13 protein-coding genes and 1 pseudogene are annotated in these 15,296 nt (G+C 72.1%); 4 read left to right on the top strand and 10 right to left on the bottom strand.

What is annotated here, in order from left to right; genetic code table 11:
• Nucleotides 1-27: 27 nt before the first annotated feature.
• From AC5P09_RS10700 to AC5P09_RS10715, 4 genes are all read right to left on the bottom strand, one after another.
• Complete coding sequence (locus AC5P09_RS10700; RefSeq protein WP_493873622.1) at nucleotides 28-1,443, bottom strand: FAD-dependent oxidoreductase; 1,416 nt, start codon at nucleotides 1,441-1,443, stop codon at nucleotides 28-30.
• Nucleotides 1,436-1,738, bottom strand: coding sequence for a (2Fe-2S)-binding protein (locus AC5P09_RS10705; RefSeq protein WP_493873623.1), 303 nt, complete (start codon nucleotides 1,736-1,738; stop codon nucleotides 1,436-1,438). The genes AC5P09_RS10700 and AC5P09_RS10705 overlap by 8 nt, the downstream gene beginning before the upstream one ends.
• On the bottom strand, nucleotides 1,735-2,886 hold the full coding sequence (locus AC5P09_RS10710; RefSeq protein ID WP_493873624.1) for an NAD(P)/FAD-dependent oxidoreductase: 1,152 nt from the start codon (nucleotides 2,884-2,886) through the stop codon (nucleotides 1,735-1,737). The genes AC5P09_RS10705 and AC5P09_RS10710 overlap by 4 nt, the downstream gene beginning before the upstream one ends.
• A gap of 140 nt (nucleotides 2,887-3,026) precedes the next feature.
• Entirely contained in the window at nucleotides 3,027-3,698 is a 672-nt protein-coding gene (locus AC5P09_RS10715) for an MmyB family transcriptional regulator (protein WP_493873625.1), read from the bottom strand.
• A gap of 224 nt (nucleotides 3,699-3,922) precedes the next feature.
• Between AC5P09_RS10715 and AC5P09_RS10720 the strand changes: the two genes are divergently transcribed.
• Together AC5P09_RS10720 and AC5P09_RS10725 are read left to right on the top strand one after the other, a co-directional pair.
• Nucleotides 3,923-4,579 (top strand): helix-turn-helix domain-containing protein, encoded by a 657-nt coding sequence (locus AC5P09_RS10720; RefSeq protein ID WP_266450256.1) that lies wholly within the window; start codon nucleotides 3,923-3,925, stop codon nucleotides 4,577-4,579.
• A gap of 32 nt (nucleotides 4,580-4,611) precedes the next feature.
• Entirely contained in the window at nucleotides 4,612-5,142 is a 531-nt protein-coding gene (locus AC5P09_RS10725; protein ID WP_493873626.1) for a M48 family metalloprotease, read from the top strand.
• 14 nt (nucleotides 5,143-5,156) lie between these two features.
• Here the strand turns inward: AC5P09_RS10725 and AC5P09_RS10730 are convergent, their stop codons facing one another.
• Complete coding sequence (locus AC5P09_RS10730) at nucleotides 5,157-6,221, bottom strand: alpha/beta fold hydrolase (protein ID WP_493873627.1); 1,065 nt, start codon at nucleotides 6,219-6,221, stop codon at nucleotides 5,157-5,159.
• A gap of 200 nt (nucleotides 6,222-6,421) precedes the next feature.
• Here AC5P09_RS10730 and AC5P09_RS10735 point away from each other — a divergent pair, with 200 nt between their 5' ends.
• Complete coding sequence (locus AC5P09_RS10735; RefSeq protein WP_493873628.1) at nucleotides 6,422-6,661, top strand: hypothetical protein; 240 nt, start codon at nucleotides 6,422-6,424, stop codon at nucleotides 6,659-6,661.
• A gap of 30 nt (nucleotides 6,662-6,691) precedes the next feature.
• Here the strand turns inward: AC5P09_RS10735 and AC5P09_RS10740 are convergent, their stop codons facing one another.
• Nucleotides 6,692-7,372 carry a 4'-phosphopantetheinyl transferase family protein gene (locus AC5P09_RS10740; protein WP_493873629.1) on the bottom strand — a complete coding sequence of 227 codons (681 nt, stop codon included), beginning with the start codon at nucleotides 7,370-7,372 and terminating at the stop codon, nucleotides 6,692-6,694.
• Complete coding sequence (locus AC5P09_RS10745) at nucleotides 7,369-8,229, bottom strand: metallophosphoesterase family protein (RefSeq protein ID WP_493873630.1); 861 nt, start codon at nucleotides 8,227-8,229, stop codon at nucleotides 7,369-7,371. The genes AC5P09_RS10740 and AC5P09_RS10745 overlap by 4 nt, the downstream gene beginning before the upstream one ends.
• Nucleotides 8,230-8,542: 313 nt before the next feature.
• Here AC5P09_RS10745 and AC5P09_RS10750 point away from each other — a divergent pair, with 313 nt between their 5' ends.
• Complete coding sequence (locus AC5P09_RS10750) at nucleotides 8,543-9,733, top strand: ATP-grasp domain-containing protein (RefSeq protein WP_493873631.1); 1,191 nt, start codon at nucleotides 8,543-8,545, stop codon at nucleotides 9,731-9,733.
• A gap of 114 nt (nucleotides 9,734-9,847) precedes the next feature.
• Here the strand turns inward: AC5P09_RS10750 and AC5P09_RS10755 are convergent, their stop codons facing one another.
• The 3 genes and pseudogenes from AC5P09_RS10755 to AC5P09_RS10765 form a co-directional block, all read right to left on the bottom strand.
• Nucleotides 9,848-10,726 (bottom strand): sulfotransferase family protein, encoded by an 879-nt coding sequence (locus AC5P09_RS10755; RefSeq protein WP_493873632.1) that lies wholly within the window; start codon nucleotides 10,724-10,726, stop codon nucleotides 9,848-9,850.
• A 167-nt stretch (nucleotides 10,727-10,893) separates the two neighbouring features.
• A pseudogene (locus AC5P09_RS10760) lies at nucleotides 10,894-12,144 on the bottom strand (alpha-L-fucosidase).
• A gap of 80 nt (nucleotides 12,145-12,224) precedes the next feature.
• A complete protein-coding gene (locus tag AC5P09_RS10765; RefSeq protein WP_493873633.1) occupies nucleotides 12,225-15,287 on the bottom strand; it encodes an alpha-mannosidase in 3,063 nt (1,020 codons plus the stop codon).
• Nucleotides 15,288-15,296 lie beyond the last annotated feature (9 nt).

Here is a 15,296-nt window from a genome sequence, read left to right on the forward strand (position 1 = left end):
GATCCCATCCTCATAGGGTGTGACATTTTACTGGTCCTCGGACTCCCCGGCGCGGGCCAGCACCCCCAGCGGCATGGGGCGCGCGAACGGCCGCCGGGACGGCGTCGGCTCGCAGCCGGCGAGTCCCGCGACCGCGGGCCCGCACACCCGTCCCTGGCACCAGCCCATCCCGGCCCGTGTCAGCAGCTTCACGGTGCGCAGGTCGCCGGCGCCGAGTTCCGTCACGGCCGCGCGGATCGCGCCGCCGGTGACCTCCTCGCAGCGGCAGACGACGGTGTCGTCGGTGACCTGCTCGGTCCAGTGCGCGGGCGGCGCGTACACGCTGTCCAGCGCGGCGAAGAAGGCCCGCAGTCGGGTACGGGCCCTTGCGGCCGCCGCCCACGCGCGCGGGTCGGGTTCGGTGCCGCGCAGACGGGCCGCGGCGGAGCGTCCGGCGATGTGCCCCTCGGCGAGGGAGAGGGCGGCGCCGCCGATGCCGGTGGTCTCACCCGCCGCCCAGACGCCGGGGACGCTCGTGCGCTGTTCGTCGTCGACGTGGACGTCCGTCCCGTCGATGCGGCAGCCCAGTGTGTCGGCGAGGTCGGTGTGCGGCAGCATGCCGTGGCCGACGGCGAGGGTGTCGCAAGGGATGCGCCGCGCGGTGCCGGGCCGCACCCGCCCGAGGGCGTCGAGCGCGGCAACGGTGACCGCCTCCAGCCGCTCGCTGCCGTGCGCCTCGACGACGGCGTGCCCCGCGAGGAGCCGCACGCGGTGACGCAGCAACCGGGCCGCATACCGGGCACCTTCGGCGACCTTGCCCGGCTGGGCGGCCAGCGCGGAGGTCTGCCGTACGAACGCTCTGGGGCCGGCGGACTCTACGAGCGCGGCCACCTCCACCCCGGCCGCGGCGAGGCCGGTCGCGACGGGCAGCAGCAGCGGTCCGGTTCCGGCGACGACGGCGGTGCGACCGGACACCGCGAGGGTGCCCTTGAGCATGGCCTGGGCGCCGCCCGCGGTGACGACACCGGGGAGGGTCCAGCCGGGGAAGGGCAGCACCTTCTCGTAGCCGCCGGTGGCGAGGAGGACGGCGTCGGCGCGGACCTCGACGGGCTCCTCCTGTTCGGGGCCGAGCAGGGCGTGCACCGTCCATCCGTCGTCGTGCCGCTCGACGAACCAGACGTGATGATCCGCCAAGTGCCTTACGGCACCTGCCTCCACGTGGGTGCGCAGGCCGTCCCGCAGCCGCTCCCAGGCCCGCCACCGGTGGTGCAGGGCCTGCGGGCGGCGGGCGCGCAGTTCGCTCGCCGGCTGCCGGTAGAACTGGCCGCCCGCCTCGGCGGCCGAGTCGAGGAGCGTGACGCGTACGCCGTGCGCCGCCGCGGCGACGGTGGCGGCGAGACCGGCCGGCCCCGCGCCGATCACCGCGAGATGCGGTACGGCCGCTTCCCGTTCCCGGTCAGTCATCGTGTCCCGTCCCCTCCTGCGTACGGATGGCGTCGCCCGGCCGCAGGGGCACCAGGCAGGCCCGCTGGTTCGGGCGGTCGTTGACGGTGACCAGGCAGTCGAAGCAGACGCCGATCCCGCAGAAGATCCCCCGCGGGCGGCCCGCGCCGCGGGTGGTGCGCCAGGAGGTGACGCCGGCCGCCCAGAGCGCGGCGGCGACCGTCTGACCGGGGAGTGCCTCGATCTCGCGGCCGTCCAGGGTGACCGTGAAGGCGGGGCCGGGCCGGGCGCCGGCCAGGTCCAGGGGGGAGCTCACGCGGCCTCCTCGGTGAAGCGGTCGGGCCGGAACGGCGTCAGGTCCAGGTCGGGGGTCTTCGCGGTGAGCGCCTGCGCGATCAGGTGCCCGGTGCCGGTGGCGAGGCCGATGCCCGCGCCCTCGTGGCCGCAGGCGTGGAACAGGCCGGGGACACGGGGGTCGGGGCCGATGGCGGGCAGGTGGTCGGGCAGGTAGGGGCGGAAGCCGAGGTAGGCGCGCAGGGCGCGGACGTCCGAGAGGAAGGGGAACAGCCGGGTCGCGCCCGCCGCCAGGGCGCGTACGACGGGCAGCGAGAACGTCCGGTCGAAGCCGACCCTTTCCCGGCTCGCGCCGATCAGGACCGGCCCGGCCGCCGTGCCCTCGACGACCGGCGAGGTCTGCAGCGCGGCCGAGTCGCTGGCCACGGCGGCCACGTAGTCGGCGGCGTACACCTTGTGGCGGACCATGCGCGGGAGCGGTTCGGTGACGAGGACGAAGCCGCGGCGCGGCAGGACGGGGAGAAACGCTCCGGCGAGGGCGGCCAGGTCCGAGCCCCAGGTGCCCGCCGCGTTGATGACGGCGGGCGCGTGGATGTCCCCCTGGTCGGTACGGACACCGCGCACGGCTCCGGCAGCGGTGCGCGGTACGCCGGTCACGGTCCGGCCGGTGAGCAGGCGGGCGCCCGACGCGCGGAGCAGGTGGGCGGCGGCCAGAGCGGGCATCACCTGGCAGTCCTGGGGATAGTGGACGGCGCCCGGCAGCCCCGGGGCGAGGTGGGGCTCGAGGTCGTACAGCGCGTCGCCCCCGACCGGTTCGGCGACCACTCCGGCGCCGCGCTGTTCCGCGGCGAAGCGCTCCAGTGCCGCGAGTGAGCCGGGCGAAGAGGCCACGACGACACCGCCCTTGGCCTCGTACTCGACGAACGTCCCGAATTCCTCGGCCAGTTCGCCCCACAGACGCCCGGACAGCAGTGCGAGGTCCAGCTCCGGCCCCGGTTCCTTGTCGGAGACCAGCAGGTTGCCCTCACCCCCGCCGGTCGTACCGCCGGCCACCGGGCCGCGGTCGACGACGGTCACGTCCAGCCCGGCCCGGGCCGCGTACAGGGCACAGGCGGCGCCGACCATTCCGGCTCCGACGACCACGACATCGCAGGTCAGTCGCTCGCTCACGTCAGTACTATGTCACATGCTTCTGCGTCTGGGAACGGCACCGCACCACACAAGACCCGACGGAGGAGATCGCAGCAGGACGGGGCGGAAGACCGCTGTTGACGAGGCGCCGTCGGCGACCTGAACGCCGACGGTGCCTGTCAGACCTCGGGGGCGGGCACCACGCTGAGGTGGCCCGCCGTACGGCGCGGACGCACCGTCCGGCGCGCCGGCGCCGCCGGGCGGCGGGCGGGGCGCAGGACCAGCGTCAGCCGGGCGTAGCCCATGTCGGCCAGGGTCCTGGGCGTCTCGTCGACGACCCGGCACTCGGTGGCGCCCCAGCGCGGGTCGGGGTGCGTCAGCGGGCGGACCGCGCCGTCGTGTTCGACGGCCTGCTCGCCGACCGCGCGGATCCAGTGCGGGAGACCCTGCCGGTAGGCGGCCTCCATGATGGGGTCCTGGGCGATGTCCCGGCGGATCGACTGGAGGCCGTGGTCGTGGCCGTGCCGCTCCACGGCGGCGGCGAAGTGCGCCAGCATCGGCAGGCACCAGCGCGACTCGTGCTCGCCGAGGACGGTGCTCGCGTCCGGGTGGAAGAGCACGAACCTCAGGAAGTTCTCACCCGGCATCGCCGTCGGGTGCGGGCTCACGTCGCGGAAAAGTGACGCGAAAGCCGTGTTGGCCAGGACGACGTCCCAGCGGTGGTCGAGAACGACGGACGGAAAGGGAACGGACTCCAGGAGGGTGGCGTAGTCCTGGAGATACGCCTGGGCCTCAAGACTCTCGGGGACGGGCCGCGGTACCGACCGCTGCCCACCTGCCTGATATGCCATCGGGAGGTCACCCCTCTTGCCTATGCGGCCTTCTCGCGGCCTTGTTGATCCTGGTGCCCCGACGCAAGTCGTGTCAACTATCGTGGCATTCCATGCTTGTTGACGGCTGAAATTGGCCACAGTTGTGGCGAGACCTGGATGTAAGTTCGAACAACCCGCTACTCTCCGGGAAGTTCACGGCAACCGCTTGTGAGAAGCCAGTGAGAAACGTAGGAGATCTGTCGGTGTCGGAAGGCTTCGAGGGTCCGGGCGACGTGGCGTCGACGGTGCTGCCGGCCGTCGTCGCCCGTGTCACCGCGCTCGCGGACCGGCTCGGAGTGCCGCACGCGGAGGTCTTCGACACCGGCCGGCTGTCGGTCGCCTCCGGCGTGACCGAACCCGTGGTCAAGGCCCTGCTGAGCGGCCGGCCCGCGGGCGAGCCCGATGTCCAGGCCCGTTTCCTGCAACGCCTGGACCTGCTGCGCCGCACCCGGCTCAAGCCGAACGGCCGCAAGTACACCCAGCAGGAGATCGCCGACGGCGCCGGCATGTCCCGGCAGCAGGCGGGGGCGCTCATCAACGGCGACCGGCGTCCCACCATGGAGCACTGCGACGCCATCCAGCGCTTCTTCCGGGTGCACGCCGGCTTTCTCACGGCCGAGGACCCCGAGGCGCTGGCGGGCACCCTGCAGCGGACCGAGCAGGAGCTGCTGCAGAAACTCGCCGACCGTGAACGCGAGGCGGCCGCGGTCGCCGACGATCCGCTGGAGCGGCTGTTGCAGGACCACGGCGTCCGCGGGATCGCCTGGCGGGCCGCACAGCTGCCCACCGACCAGCACCGCGACAAGGTGGCGGAATGGCTGGACATGCTCTTGGAAAGCGTCAAGCGGCCCGAGTCGTGATCCGGGGGAGAACTGTGGGCATCGGTAAGGAAATGCGCCGCCTGAGCGGCGAGCTGGTCGCGGAACTGACCCTTGCGGCACCCGCGCGGCCCGCGGACCTGTACGGCGCCCTGTGCGGCGCGATGAGCAGACGGCGCGGCCGCCCGGTCCACTTCCGTACGTCCGCCTTCCCGCCCGGCACCGCCAGCGGGCTGTGGCTCGACATGGCCGACCAGGACCTCGTGGTGATCGAGGAACGCACCGCGCCCGACCACCAGTTGGTGATCCTCGGCCACGAGCTGTGGCACATGAAGGCCGGGCACTGCAGCCACCACGTCGAGGGCGCGGCGGTCGCGGCCCGCTTACTGTGCGACGACGCGGACCTGCAGGCGACGGTACTGAAGGTCGCCGCCCGCAGCCGCTTCGACCGGACCGACGAGAAGGAAGCCGAACGCTTCGGCCTCCTCCTCGCCAGCAAGTGCCGCACCTGGCTCGCCGGTTCGTCACTGCGGGGCCCGGTGCAGCGCGATCATCTCGCCGGCCGCATCGAGGCGTCGCTGGGGTACCTGGGACCGCAGGGCTGACGCCCCGAGACCGCTCACGTAGCGCTGCGTTCGCTCGCCTCGCGCAGATCGCGCTCCACCGCGCGGTTGCGGGCCGAGTCCGGGCGGCCCGCAGAGGTACCGGGGCGGCCCGAGCAGAGCAGGTCGCGCCAGTGTTCGCGGCTCCAGTGGGCCGGTTCCGTGCCGGCGGTGAACTCCTCGACGAGCGCGACGAAGCGGGCCGGGTCGGTGTGGAACGGGAAGTGGCCGGCCTGCTCGAAGATCTCCAGGCGGCTGCCCGGCATCGCCTCGTGCGCCCCATAGGCGTGCCGTACGGGCACCACGCTGTCCCGGTCGCCCCACAGCAGCATGGTCGGCATGCCCTCGGTGAGGTAGCAGCGGTCGAGCATGGTCACGACCTGTCCGCGCCAGTCGACGACCGCGCGCAGGGTGCGGATGAAGGCGTTGCGGGAGGTCTCGTCGGGCAGCGCGTCGACGAGGGTGAGCAACTCGGGGGCGTCCTGGCCGAGGTCGGTGTCCAGGAGCTTCATCAGGCGTGCCGCGAGTCCCACTTGGAGGCGCATGCCGGGCAGGCGCAGGCCGGCGAGCATGAGGTGGGCGCCGGGCAGGGACACCAGCCGCAGGACGGGGTTGACCTCGCGGCCGACGCCGCCCGCGCTGACCAGGACGAGCCGTTCGGTGCGCTCGGGGAACTGGTAGGCGAACTGCATCGCCACGCCCCCGCCCAGCGAGTGTCCCAGGAGGGTCGCGGACTCGATGCCGAGGGTGGTGAGCAGGTCGCGCACTCCGTTGGCGTACGCGGCCACCGAGTAGTCGGCGCGCGGCTTGTCGGAGTCGCCGTGGCCGAGGAGGTCGGGGGCGATCACGGTGTGGGTGCGGGCGAGGTCCGGGATCAGTTCGGCCCAGGTCGCGGAGGAGTCCCCTATGCCGTGGATGAGCACCAGTACCGGCCCTTGGCCGGCCATGCGGAAGGCACGGCGGTAGCCGTGCACGACGCGGTACTGCAACTCGAGTTCTGTGTCGCTCACCGAGCGCAGCCGTACGGTGCGCGCGGGGCGATGTCGCGGGGCGTCGACCACGCGCTCGCCTCCCGTTCCCATGGCCGCGGCCTGGCGGCCGAAAGCCCTTCCCTCCAGCGTAGGGGCGCATTCCCCCAGGGGATTTCGGTGAGGTTTCGCCTCCGCTAAGCGGGCGAACCGACGCGTACCGCGGCCCGATTGTCAGTGGCGGGCGGCAAGCTGGAACTGCGCCGCCGCCTGGGGGCGCACGACCGACGACGCCGACCTGGGGGAGCCGACCGATGCCCACCGCCGTACTGACCGACCGCGAGCGCACCGCCGTACAGGCCTATCTGCGGCTGCTGCACACCGTGCGCGCGGCTTTCGACGTGTCGTCCGGCTCGCCGGAGGCCGGCCGACCACCCGTGGTTCCGCCCGCCGTGCTCGCCGAGGCGGAGCACGCCCTGGCCCGCGCGGGACTGGCGGGCAACGAGGAGGCGTTCTTCCGGCTGCTGCACACCTGGTGCCCGCCGGACGCGTAGTGAGGGGTCAGCCGTGCCGCACGAAGGCCGTCAGGCCTGCGGCACGGCGACCGCCGTCGCCACCAGCCCTCGCCGGGCGGTCCAGCGGCCGTCGAAGTGTCCGAGCCGCCGGCCGCCCACCCATGGCCCGGGTACGAGGAGTTCGGCGCGGAAGGTGCCGCCCAGCCGTGCTCCGGGGGCGACGAGGATCTCGATGTCGGCCTCGCTGAAGTCCAGCCACTGCCCGGTGAGGGGGAACCACGCCTTGTAGACGGATTCCTTGGCGCTGAACAGCAGCCGGTCCCAGTGCGTGCCGGGGTGGTCCCGGGCGAGCCGGAGCAGCCGGTCGCGTTCCGCGGGCAGCGACACCGACGGCAGGACACCGTCCGGGAGCGGGCCGTCGGGTTCGGCGTCGATGCCGAGTGAGGCGAGGTCGGTGGCGCGGACCAGGGCGGCGGCGCAGTATCCGTCGCAGTGGGTCATGCTGCCGGTGAGGCCGGCGGGCCAGCGCGGGGCGCCGCGTTCCCCGGGCAGGACGGGCTGCGGCGGCACGCCGAGCTTCTCCATGGCCCGGCGGGCGCACCCGCGTACGGCGGTGAACTCGCGGCGCCGTTTGGGCACCGCCTGGGTCAGGACGGCCTCTTCCTCGGGGTACAGCCGCGTGTTCCCGGCCTCTTCGTGGCCGTACGCCTCCACGGCCACCACCGTGGCCGGCACCAGTTCCTCGATCACCGGGCCCCGACCTCCCTGGGCACGATCCGGCGCAGCCGCCCCGGCGGCTCCTGGCGTGTGCGCCACTCGCGGGGGTATCCCACGGACACCTCTTCGAAGCGGACGCCCTCGTGCCAGGTGGTCCGCGGGATGTGGAGATGGCCGTAGACCATGGTCTCGACACGGAACCTGCGGTGCCAGTCGGCGGTGCGGGTGGTGCCGCACCACATGGCGAACTCGGGGTGCCACAGGACGTCCGTGGGATGCCGGTCCAGGGGGTAGTGGTTGACGAGGATCGTCGGCAGGTCGTCGGGCAGGGCGGCGAGCCGGCGTTCGGTCTCGGCGAGGCGGGCCCGGCACCAGGCCTCGCGGGACGGGTACGGGTCGGGGTGCAGCAGGTACTCGTCGTTGCACACGATGCCCGTGCCGTGCGCGTACTCCAGTCCCTGTTCCTTGGTCGCGCAGCCGGCCGGCAGGAAGGAGTAGTCGTACAGGAGGAACAGGGGTGCGACGACGACCGGGCCGCCGGGGCCGTCCCACACGGGGTAGGGGTCCTCGGGTGTCGTCACGCCGAGTTCCCGGCACAGGGCGACCAGGTGGTCGTAGCGGGCGACTCCGCGCAGGGTGACCGGGTCCTTCGGATGGGTCCACAGTTCGTGGTTGCCGGGGGCCCACAGGACCTTGCGGAAGCGGCCGGCGAGGGTTTCCAGGGCCCAGCGGATGTCGGACACGGTCTCCGAGACGTCGCCGGCCACCAGGAGCCAGTCCTCGTCCGTCTCGGGGCGCATCCTCTCGACGAGGGCGCGGTTCTCCTCGTACCCGATGTGCAGATCGCTGATGGCCAGCAGCTGCCCGGCACCGCCGACCGTCGACGTCACTTCTCCCCCTGCGAGCACCCGAAGAGGACCACGACAACACAGTGGCCCTGGTGAGTACAAGCCCGGATCGAGCCGGCCGATCTTCGGCGCACCCCGCGACACGCCCCGATCATGCCCCTCACCACGGTGTCAGCATGATCGGAAAATCCGTAACACGCACGTTGCACGCGGCACCCCTTCAAAGCCGTATGATCGCCCCAACACCACCCGCCCATGAACGCCCCTCGCACGGGGCGGTTCGGTGTTCCTCCAACCACCCTGCCCGGGCACGGGCGAGCTCCGCCCTGCCCGCGAACCGTGAAAGGCGGCCTGCATGGTCTCTCGCGTACGCGTCTGGCTCAACCGCACGTACGCGGAGAACGTGTTCTTCATGGATCAGCTGCGGCGAAATCCCAGCGACCGCGCCGTCGAGATCCATGCAACGCACGGCGACGCGGACTCCCCCGTACTGGCCGCGGCCGACACCGCCGACCTGGAGCCGGAGGGCCTGTCCCCGGCCGCGTACGTCGAGTACGCGCTCGACCAGTGCACGCGGCGCGGCATCGACGTCTTCGTGCCCCGGCTGCACCAGTCGGCGATCGTGGCGCACCGCGCCGACTTCGAGGCGGCCGGTACGGCCCTGCTGGCACCGCCCCCGGAGGCGGTGGCCGTCTTCCACGACAAGGTGATCGCCTACGAGGCGGTCCAGGCGATCGGCGCGCCGGTTCCGCCGTGGTGGCGGGTACGCGACGCGGACCAACTCGTCGCCGCTGTCGAGGAGTTGGAGGCGGGCGGCCACAAGGCGTGCTTCAAGCCGGCGTCCGGTGCGGGCGGGGTGGGCTTCCGCGTGATCACGCGCGCCCCCTTCTCGCTCATGCACCTCAACGGCTTCCCGAGCCCGTACGTCCCGCTGGATCTTGTCCTGGAGGTCCTCAAGCAGGCCGACGCGGAGGGGGAGGAGCCGGTCGACTGGCTGGTCATGCCGCGGCTGGAGCAGCCGGAGGTGTCGGTGGACTGCCTCACCGGCCCCGACAACCGGATCCGGCTGGCCATCGGCCGCACCAAGAACGGCCGCCGACGCGGGTTCACGCTCGCCGAGCAGTGGCTGGAGCCGGCGCGGCGGATCGCGGAGGGCTTCGGGCTGCACTACCTGTCCAACATCCAGTTCCGGATGTTCGGCGGGACGCCGGTCCTGATGGACGTCAACACGCGCCCGGCGGGCGGGTTGCACCAGCTGGCGCTGTGCGGGGTCAACGCCCCTTGGGCGGCTGTGCAGTTGGCGCTGGGCGAGGACCCGGGCGAGATCGTGCCGCCGTTCCTGGGCCAGGACTACACGGTGGTCTCGGGCCCGCGCCAGCTGCGGCCGGTGTCCATCCCCCAGCAGCGCGCGGAGGTGCAGGACCCGCTCCCGGCGGTCCCCGCACCGGCCCCGCAGCAGGCGGAGCCGGTCTCCGCGGAGACCGACACCACGGCTTCCGCGACAGCCTCGGCCTCGGCTTCCGCTTCGGCCATCGCACCGGCCTAGCCTCCACGGTTCCGCACTCACCTCACCCGCGCCGACCGCGCCGTCGGCGGCACGGGTGAGGACCGGTGCGAAGCCCCTCGTCCGGGTGGCCGAGGCTGCGGGCATGGGCCCGGTTCACTCGACCGGGTAGCCCCATTGCCTGGCCAACTCGCTCAGCTGGGGCGGAAGTTCGACCCCCGGGCCGGACGCGCGCGCGGGCCGGATGCGGCCCGACTTGATGGTGCTGGACCAGTCGCCGAGCTGCGGGCGGAAGGCACCGTGGTCCTTGCTGCCGTAGTCGAGCATCGCGCTCTCCCACGGAACGCCGAGGTAGTCGCACAGGCCGCGAGTGGCCCGCTCCGGGTCGGCGGTGAGGTCCTCGTACCTGACCACGTGGGCGTCCAGGCTCTGCCTGCCCTCCTCCAGCCGCTCGCCGTAGTCGAGGACTTCGGCGCGGATGGCGTCGTGGTCGGGATCCGCGCGGCGGTTGGTCAGGGACGTGATGACCGCGCCCGGGTGGCGCAGCAGGACGAGGTAGCGGGCGTCGGGCCAACATCGGTGCAGCCGGGGCCAGATGAGGGTGTTGGCGGGCGTCTTGTCGACGATGACGTCCTTGCCGCTGCGGGCGAGTTCGAGATGCAGCACCCGGTCCCACAGGACGTGCTCCAGCTCTTCCCGGTTCAGTTCGAGCGCCTTCATGGCCTCCGCGGTGAAGTCGCGGGTCAACTCGACGTGCAGCGTGCGCAGATGCATCTCGTGCGGGGCGCGGATGCGGCTGTGGCTGTTCAGCAGCACCCTGAGCAGGGTCGAGCCGGAGCGCTCCGAGGACAGCACGAACACCGGCGACTCCACCAGGCGCGGGGCGCGCGGAGCGGTGTACTGCTCGTCGGCGGGCCGGGAGCGGGGCGCGGGTACGGCGTTCAGGTTCCGGCGCGGCGGGCTCACCGCTTCCCTCATCAGCCTCCCCCGACGCCTCAGCCCCTTGCCGATCGCGGACATACGCGGGTCTCGCACCGTGACACCTTTCTCTTGCGCCGTGCGACCGCATCCCAGAGGGAGCAGGCGAACTTCAGGTGTCGCGCAGGCAAAGCACCGTGGTCACGGAACCGCCAATTCCGCCCGTGACCAGGCGATTTACCGTTTTCTTAATTCTTCATGGGAACTGCCCTGGGAGGGGGATCTCAGAAGCGTCCCGACCCGCGGTACAGCTCCACCTCCCCGTCCAGTTCGACCGCGAGGACCGTGGCGTGCGGGTCGAGGTCGGCCGCGGCGGGCGGGTCGATCCACAGCACGCCGACGGCCTCGTGGAGTCCGCCGACGACCCGGTGGGCGAGTTCGGTGCCGGTGCCGAGGACGGTCACCCTGCGGACCGGCGTGACCAGGCCGCGCACACCGATCTCGGCGCGCGGGATGTCGTACAGAGTGAGGTAGAGGGTGCGGCGGTCGGCGGAGAGGGTGCTGGGCCCGTAGTGGTGCCCGGCCGGCAGTCCGCGCACCGTCCCGTACACGGCCTCGGAGTGCTTGCGGATCCACTCCCCCAGGCCTTCGAGGCGCTCCACCTGCGGCTCGGGGATGGTGCCGTCCTCCATCGGGCCGACGTCGAGGAGGAGGTTGCCGCCCCCGCCGATGGTCTCGGTGAAGTAGCGGATCAGCTGGGTGAGCGACTTGTGGTTGTGGTCGTGGTGCTGGTAACCCCACGAGTCGTTGATCGTCAGGCACAACTCCCAGGGGCCGTCCGGGGGTTCGATGGGGGCGCCCTGTTCGGGGGTGGCGTAGTCGCCCTCGCTGAGCATGCGGGCGTTGAAGACGACGTCGGGCGTGTACGAGCGGATGAGCGCGGCGAGTTCCCTGATGCGCCACTGCTCCTCGCTGCGGTCCCACTCGCCGTCGAACCACAGCAGGTCGGGCCGGTAGCGGGAGGCCAGTTCGCGGATCTGGCCGTCGCGGTAGGCGAGGAACCGCTCCCAGGCCTCGAGGTCCTCGAACTCGGCCGCGACCTCGGAGTAGCGGTTGTCCTCCTGCTCCGGCGGGCGGCCCGGCTTGCGGGTGCTGGCGTAGTCGGGGTGGTTCCAGTCCGAGTGCGAGTAGTACAGACCGACCTTGAGGCCCTTCTCGCGCAGGGCGTCGGCGTAGGGGCCGATGTAGTCGCGGCCGAGGTTGAGGTCGCCGTACGCGCTGTCTCACAGGGCGACGCCGTCGTGGTGCCGGCTGGTGAGGACGGCGTACCTGGCGCCTGCCCGGGCGAAGAGGTCGGCCCAGGCGCGCGGGTCGTAGTTCCCGCCGGTGAAGCGGGCGAGCTGGGACATGTACTGGTCGTGCGGCACGATGTCGTCGTAGAACGACCAGGACTCCTGGACGCCGTCGACGGCATAGATTCCCCAGTGGACGAAGATCCCCAACTTGGCGTCGGTGAACCACGGCTGCATGGGCACGGCTGAACTCCTCGTCAGGGCAAGGTCGCTTCGAGAAAGGGGCGGGCGCGGCTAGCGTGCCCGCCCCTGGGGGCCGGTCGCTATCGGCCGGTGACGCCGCGCCGCAGACGGAGCGTCAGGACCTGGAAGGGCCGCAGCGAGACCGCGATCGCGCCGTCGCCGTCGATCTCCGCGGCCTCCTCGGGCAGTGGCCGCTCCAGCAGGTCGGTGACCTGCGCGCCGGCGAGCGGGAATCCGGTGCGCAGCACGCCCCGGGCGCGGCCGCCGCGCGACTCGTACAACCGCACGACCACGTCACCGGACTCGTCGTCGGCGAGCTTGACCGCCTCGACGGTCAGACCGTCGCCGTCCACGGACACCACCGGCGCGGGTGCGCCCGCCGCGTCCACCACCCGCAGCGGCAGATTGAGGGCGTAGCCCTCGGCGACCGCGTCGCCGATCGTGGCGCCGGGGAGCAGGGAGTACGTGAACTTGTGCTTGCCCTGGTCGGCCTCGGGGTCCGGGATGCGCGGGGCGCGTACCAGGCTGAGGTGGACCGAGGTGGTCGTACCGCCGTCCTCGCGGACCGTGCGGGAGACGTCGTGGCCGTACGTGGAGTCGTTGATGACCGCGACGCCGTAGCCGGGTTCGCCGATGTGCGCCCAGCGGTGGCCGGAGACCTCGAAGCGGGCCGCCTCCCAGCTGGTGTTGGTGTGGGTGGGGCGCTGGACGTGGCCGAACTGGATCTCCGCGGAGGAGTGCGCCGCCCGGACGTCCACCGGGAAGCCGGCCTTGAGGATCTTCTCGGCCTCGTGCCAGTCGATCTCGGTCTCGAAGTCGATGCGGGGGCTGTCGGCGCGGAGGGTGATGGTCTGGGTGAGCGTCGAGCCCTTGCCGAAGGACCGCGTGACGCGGATCGCGCCGAGCAGGGGGTCGGCCGAGACGAGCTCGACGGAGTCGGGGGACAGGAGGTCCGTATAGCGGTTCTTGTAGTGCTTGTCGATGTCCCAGGCGTCCCAGTAGTTCGGGAGGTCGGTGTGCAGGCGGAGCAGGTTGCCCTTGTCGGCGAGCACTTCGCGGTTCGACCGCAGATCGTAGACAGAAGACAGTGTGCCGTCTTCCGCAACCTGTACACGGACCAGACCGTTGTCGAGAACCAGGCCGTCCGCCTTCACCGGCTGCGCGGGCTCGGCGTCGGTCAGGGGCGCGCTGCCGCCGGCGGGCACCTCCACGTACGCCGGTGTGCCGTCGGCCGTACGGACGACCTCCGCCCGGTCGCAGGGGCTGGTGTTGAACACCCGGGTGCCGCCGGCGCCCAGCGCCGCGACCGCCTCGGCCGTCAGCGCCTCCAGCTCCTCGGCGACACGGGCGTATTCGGCCTCCGCCTCCCGGTGCACCCAGGCGATCGAGGAGCCCGGCAGGATGTCGTGGAACTGGTGCAGCAGGACCGTCTTCCACAGCCGGTCGAGCTTCTCGTACGGGTACGCGTAGCCCGGCGCGTGCAGCGCGGCCGTCGTCGCCCACAGCTCGGCCTCGCGGAGCTTGTGTTCGCTGCGGCGGTTGCCCTGCTTGGTGCGGGCCTGGGAGGTGTAGGTGGCGCGGTGCAGCTCCAGGTAGAGCTCGCCGTTCCAGACCGGCGCCTCCTGGTACTCCTCGCGGGCCTTGGCGAAGAACGCGTCGGGGTGCTCGATGACGACCTTGGGCGAGCCCTCCAGGTCGGCCAGCCGGCGCGCCCGTTCCATGATCTCGCGGGTGGGGCCGCCACCGCCGTCGCCCCAGCCGAAGGGTGCGAGGGAGCGCGTACCGCCGCCCTTCTCACGGTAGTTGCGGACCGCGCGGTCCATCTCCTCGCCGCTGAAGCGGGCGTTGTAGGTGTCGACCGGCGGGAAGTGGGTGAAGATGCGGGTGCCGTCGATACCCTCCCACCAGAAGGTGTGGTGGGGGAACTTGTTGGTCTGGTTCCAGGAGATCTTCTGGGTCAGGAACCACTCGTTGCCGGCGAGCTTGGCGAGCTGCGGGTAGGCCGCGGTGTAGCCGAAGGAGTCCGGCAGCCAGACGCCCTTGGTCTCGACGCCGAAGTGCTCGATGAAGAACCGCTTGCCGTGGATGAGCTGACGGGCCATCGCCTCGCCGCCGGGCAGGTTGCCGTCGGCCTCGACCCACATGCCGCCGACCGGGGCCCACTGGCCCTTCTTCACCGAGTCCTGGATGCGGGACCAGACCTTCGGATAGTTGTCGCGCACCCACTCGTACTGCTGGGCCTGCGAGCAGGCGAAGATGAAGTCCTCGTACTCGTCGGCCAGGGACGTCACGTTGGAGAAGGTGCGGGACGTCTTGCGCTTGGTCTCGCGGATCGGCCACAGCCAGGCGGAGTCGATGTGCGCGTGGCCGACGCCGGAGACGGTGTGAGCGCTGGCGTGGGCGGGCCGGGCCAGGACGGGGGCGAGTACCTCGCGGACTGCGGCGGCGCTGCCGGAGACGTCGTCCAGGTCCAGGGTGTCCATGGCCCGGTCCAGGGCGTGCATGATCTCGTGCCGGCGCGGCTCGTGCTCGGCGAGGTGGACCATGAGCTCGGTCAGCACCTGGAGGTCCAGGTCTAGGTGCCACACGTCCTCGTCGAGGACGGCGAGGTCGGCGCGCTGGAAGGTGTACAGCGGCTTGTCGCCCGCCGTCAGGATGTCGCCCATCAGGGTCGGGGCCGAGAAGTTGTTCGCGAGGATGTCGGGGTTGGAGGCCGCCTCGACCAGGTAGTCGATCACCTCGCCGCCCGTCGCGGGGTTGGCGATCGGCACGTACTGGTTGAGCGGGTTGACCGCCTTCAGGGGCGTCCCGTCCGTGAGGTGGACCAGCGCCTCGGCCTGGTTGCCGGGCCAGTCGCCCACGAAGCCGAGGTCGATGACCGCCTCGACGCGCTGTCCGGCCCACTCGGCGGGGACCTGCCCGCGCATCCGGAACCAGGTGGTGCCCCAGGGCGGGCCCCACGGGGTGTCCATCGCGAAGGGCTCGTAGGGCGCGGCGGCGGCCTCCGCGAAGGGCACCGGCTCCCCCGGCGCCTGCCAGGCCTCGACCTCGAAGGGGACGGTGGCCGCGTAGATCGCGGGCTTGATGCGCTGGGTGTGGACGCGCTCGACGCGCTCCTCGATCCGGCGGCGTTCGTCGTGCATGAAGATCTC

The sequence above is a fragment of the Streptomyces sp. a15 genome (genome assembly GCF_059026085.1).

Coding starts and splice junctions, on each gene's coding strand:
- AC5P09_RS10715 (WP_493873625.1), bottom strand. CDS start 3,698: ATGGCATATCAGGCAGGTGGGCAGCGGTCGGTACCGCGGCCCGTCCCC.
- AC5P09_RS10730 (WP_493873627.1), bottom strand. CDS start 6,221: ATGGGAACGGGAGGCGAGCGCGTGGTCGACGCCCCGCGACATCGCCCC.
- AC5P09_RS10700 (WP_493873622.1), bottom strand. CDS start 1,443: ATGACTGACCGGGAACGGGAAGCGGCCGTACCGCATCTCGCGGTGATC.
- AC5P09_RS10725 (WP_493873626.1), top strand. CDS start 4,612: ATGCGCCGCCTGAGCGGCGAGCTGGTCGCGGAACTGACCCTTGCGGCA.
- AC5P09_RS10750 (WP_493873631.1), top strand. CDS start 8,543: ATGGTCTCTCGCGTACGCGTCTGGCTCAACCGCACGTACGCGGAGAAC.
- AC5P09_RS10765 (WP_493873633.1), bottom strand. CDS start 15,287: ATGCACGACGAACGCCGCCGGATCGAGGAGCGCGTCGAGCGCGTCCAC.
- AC5P09_RS10735 (WP_493873628.1), top strand. CDS start 6,422: ATGCCCACCGCCGTACTGACCGACCGCGAGCGCACCGCCGTACAGGCC.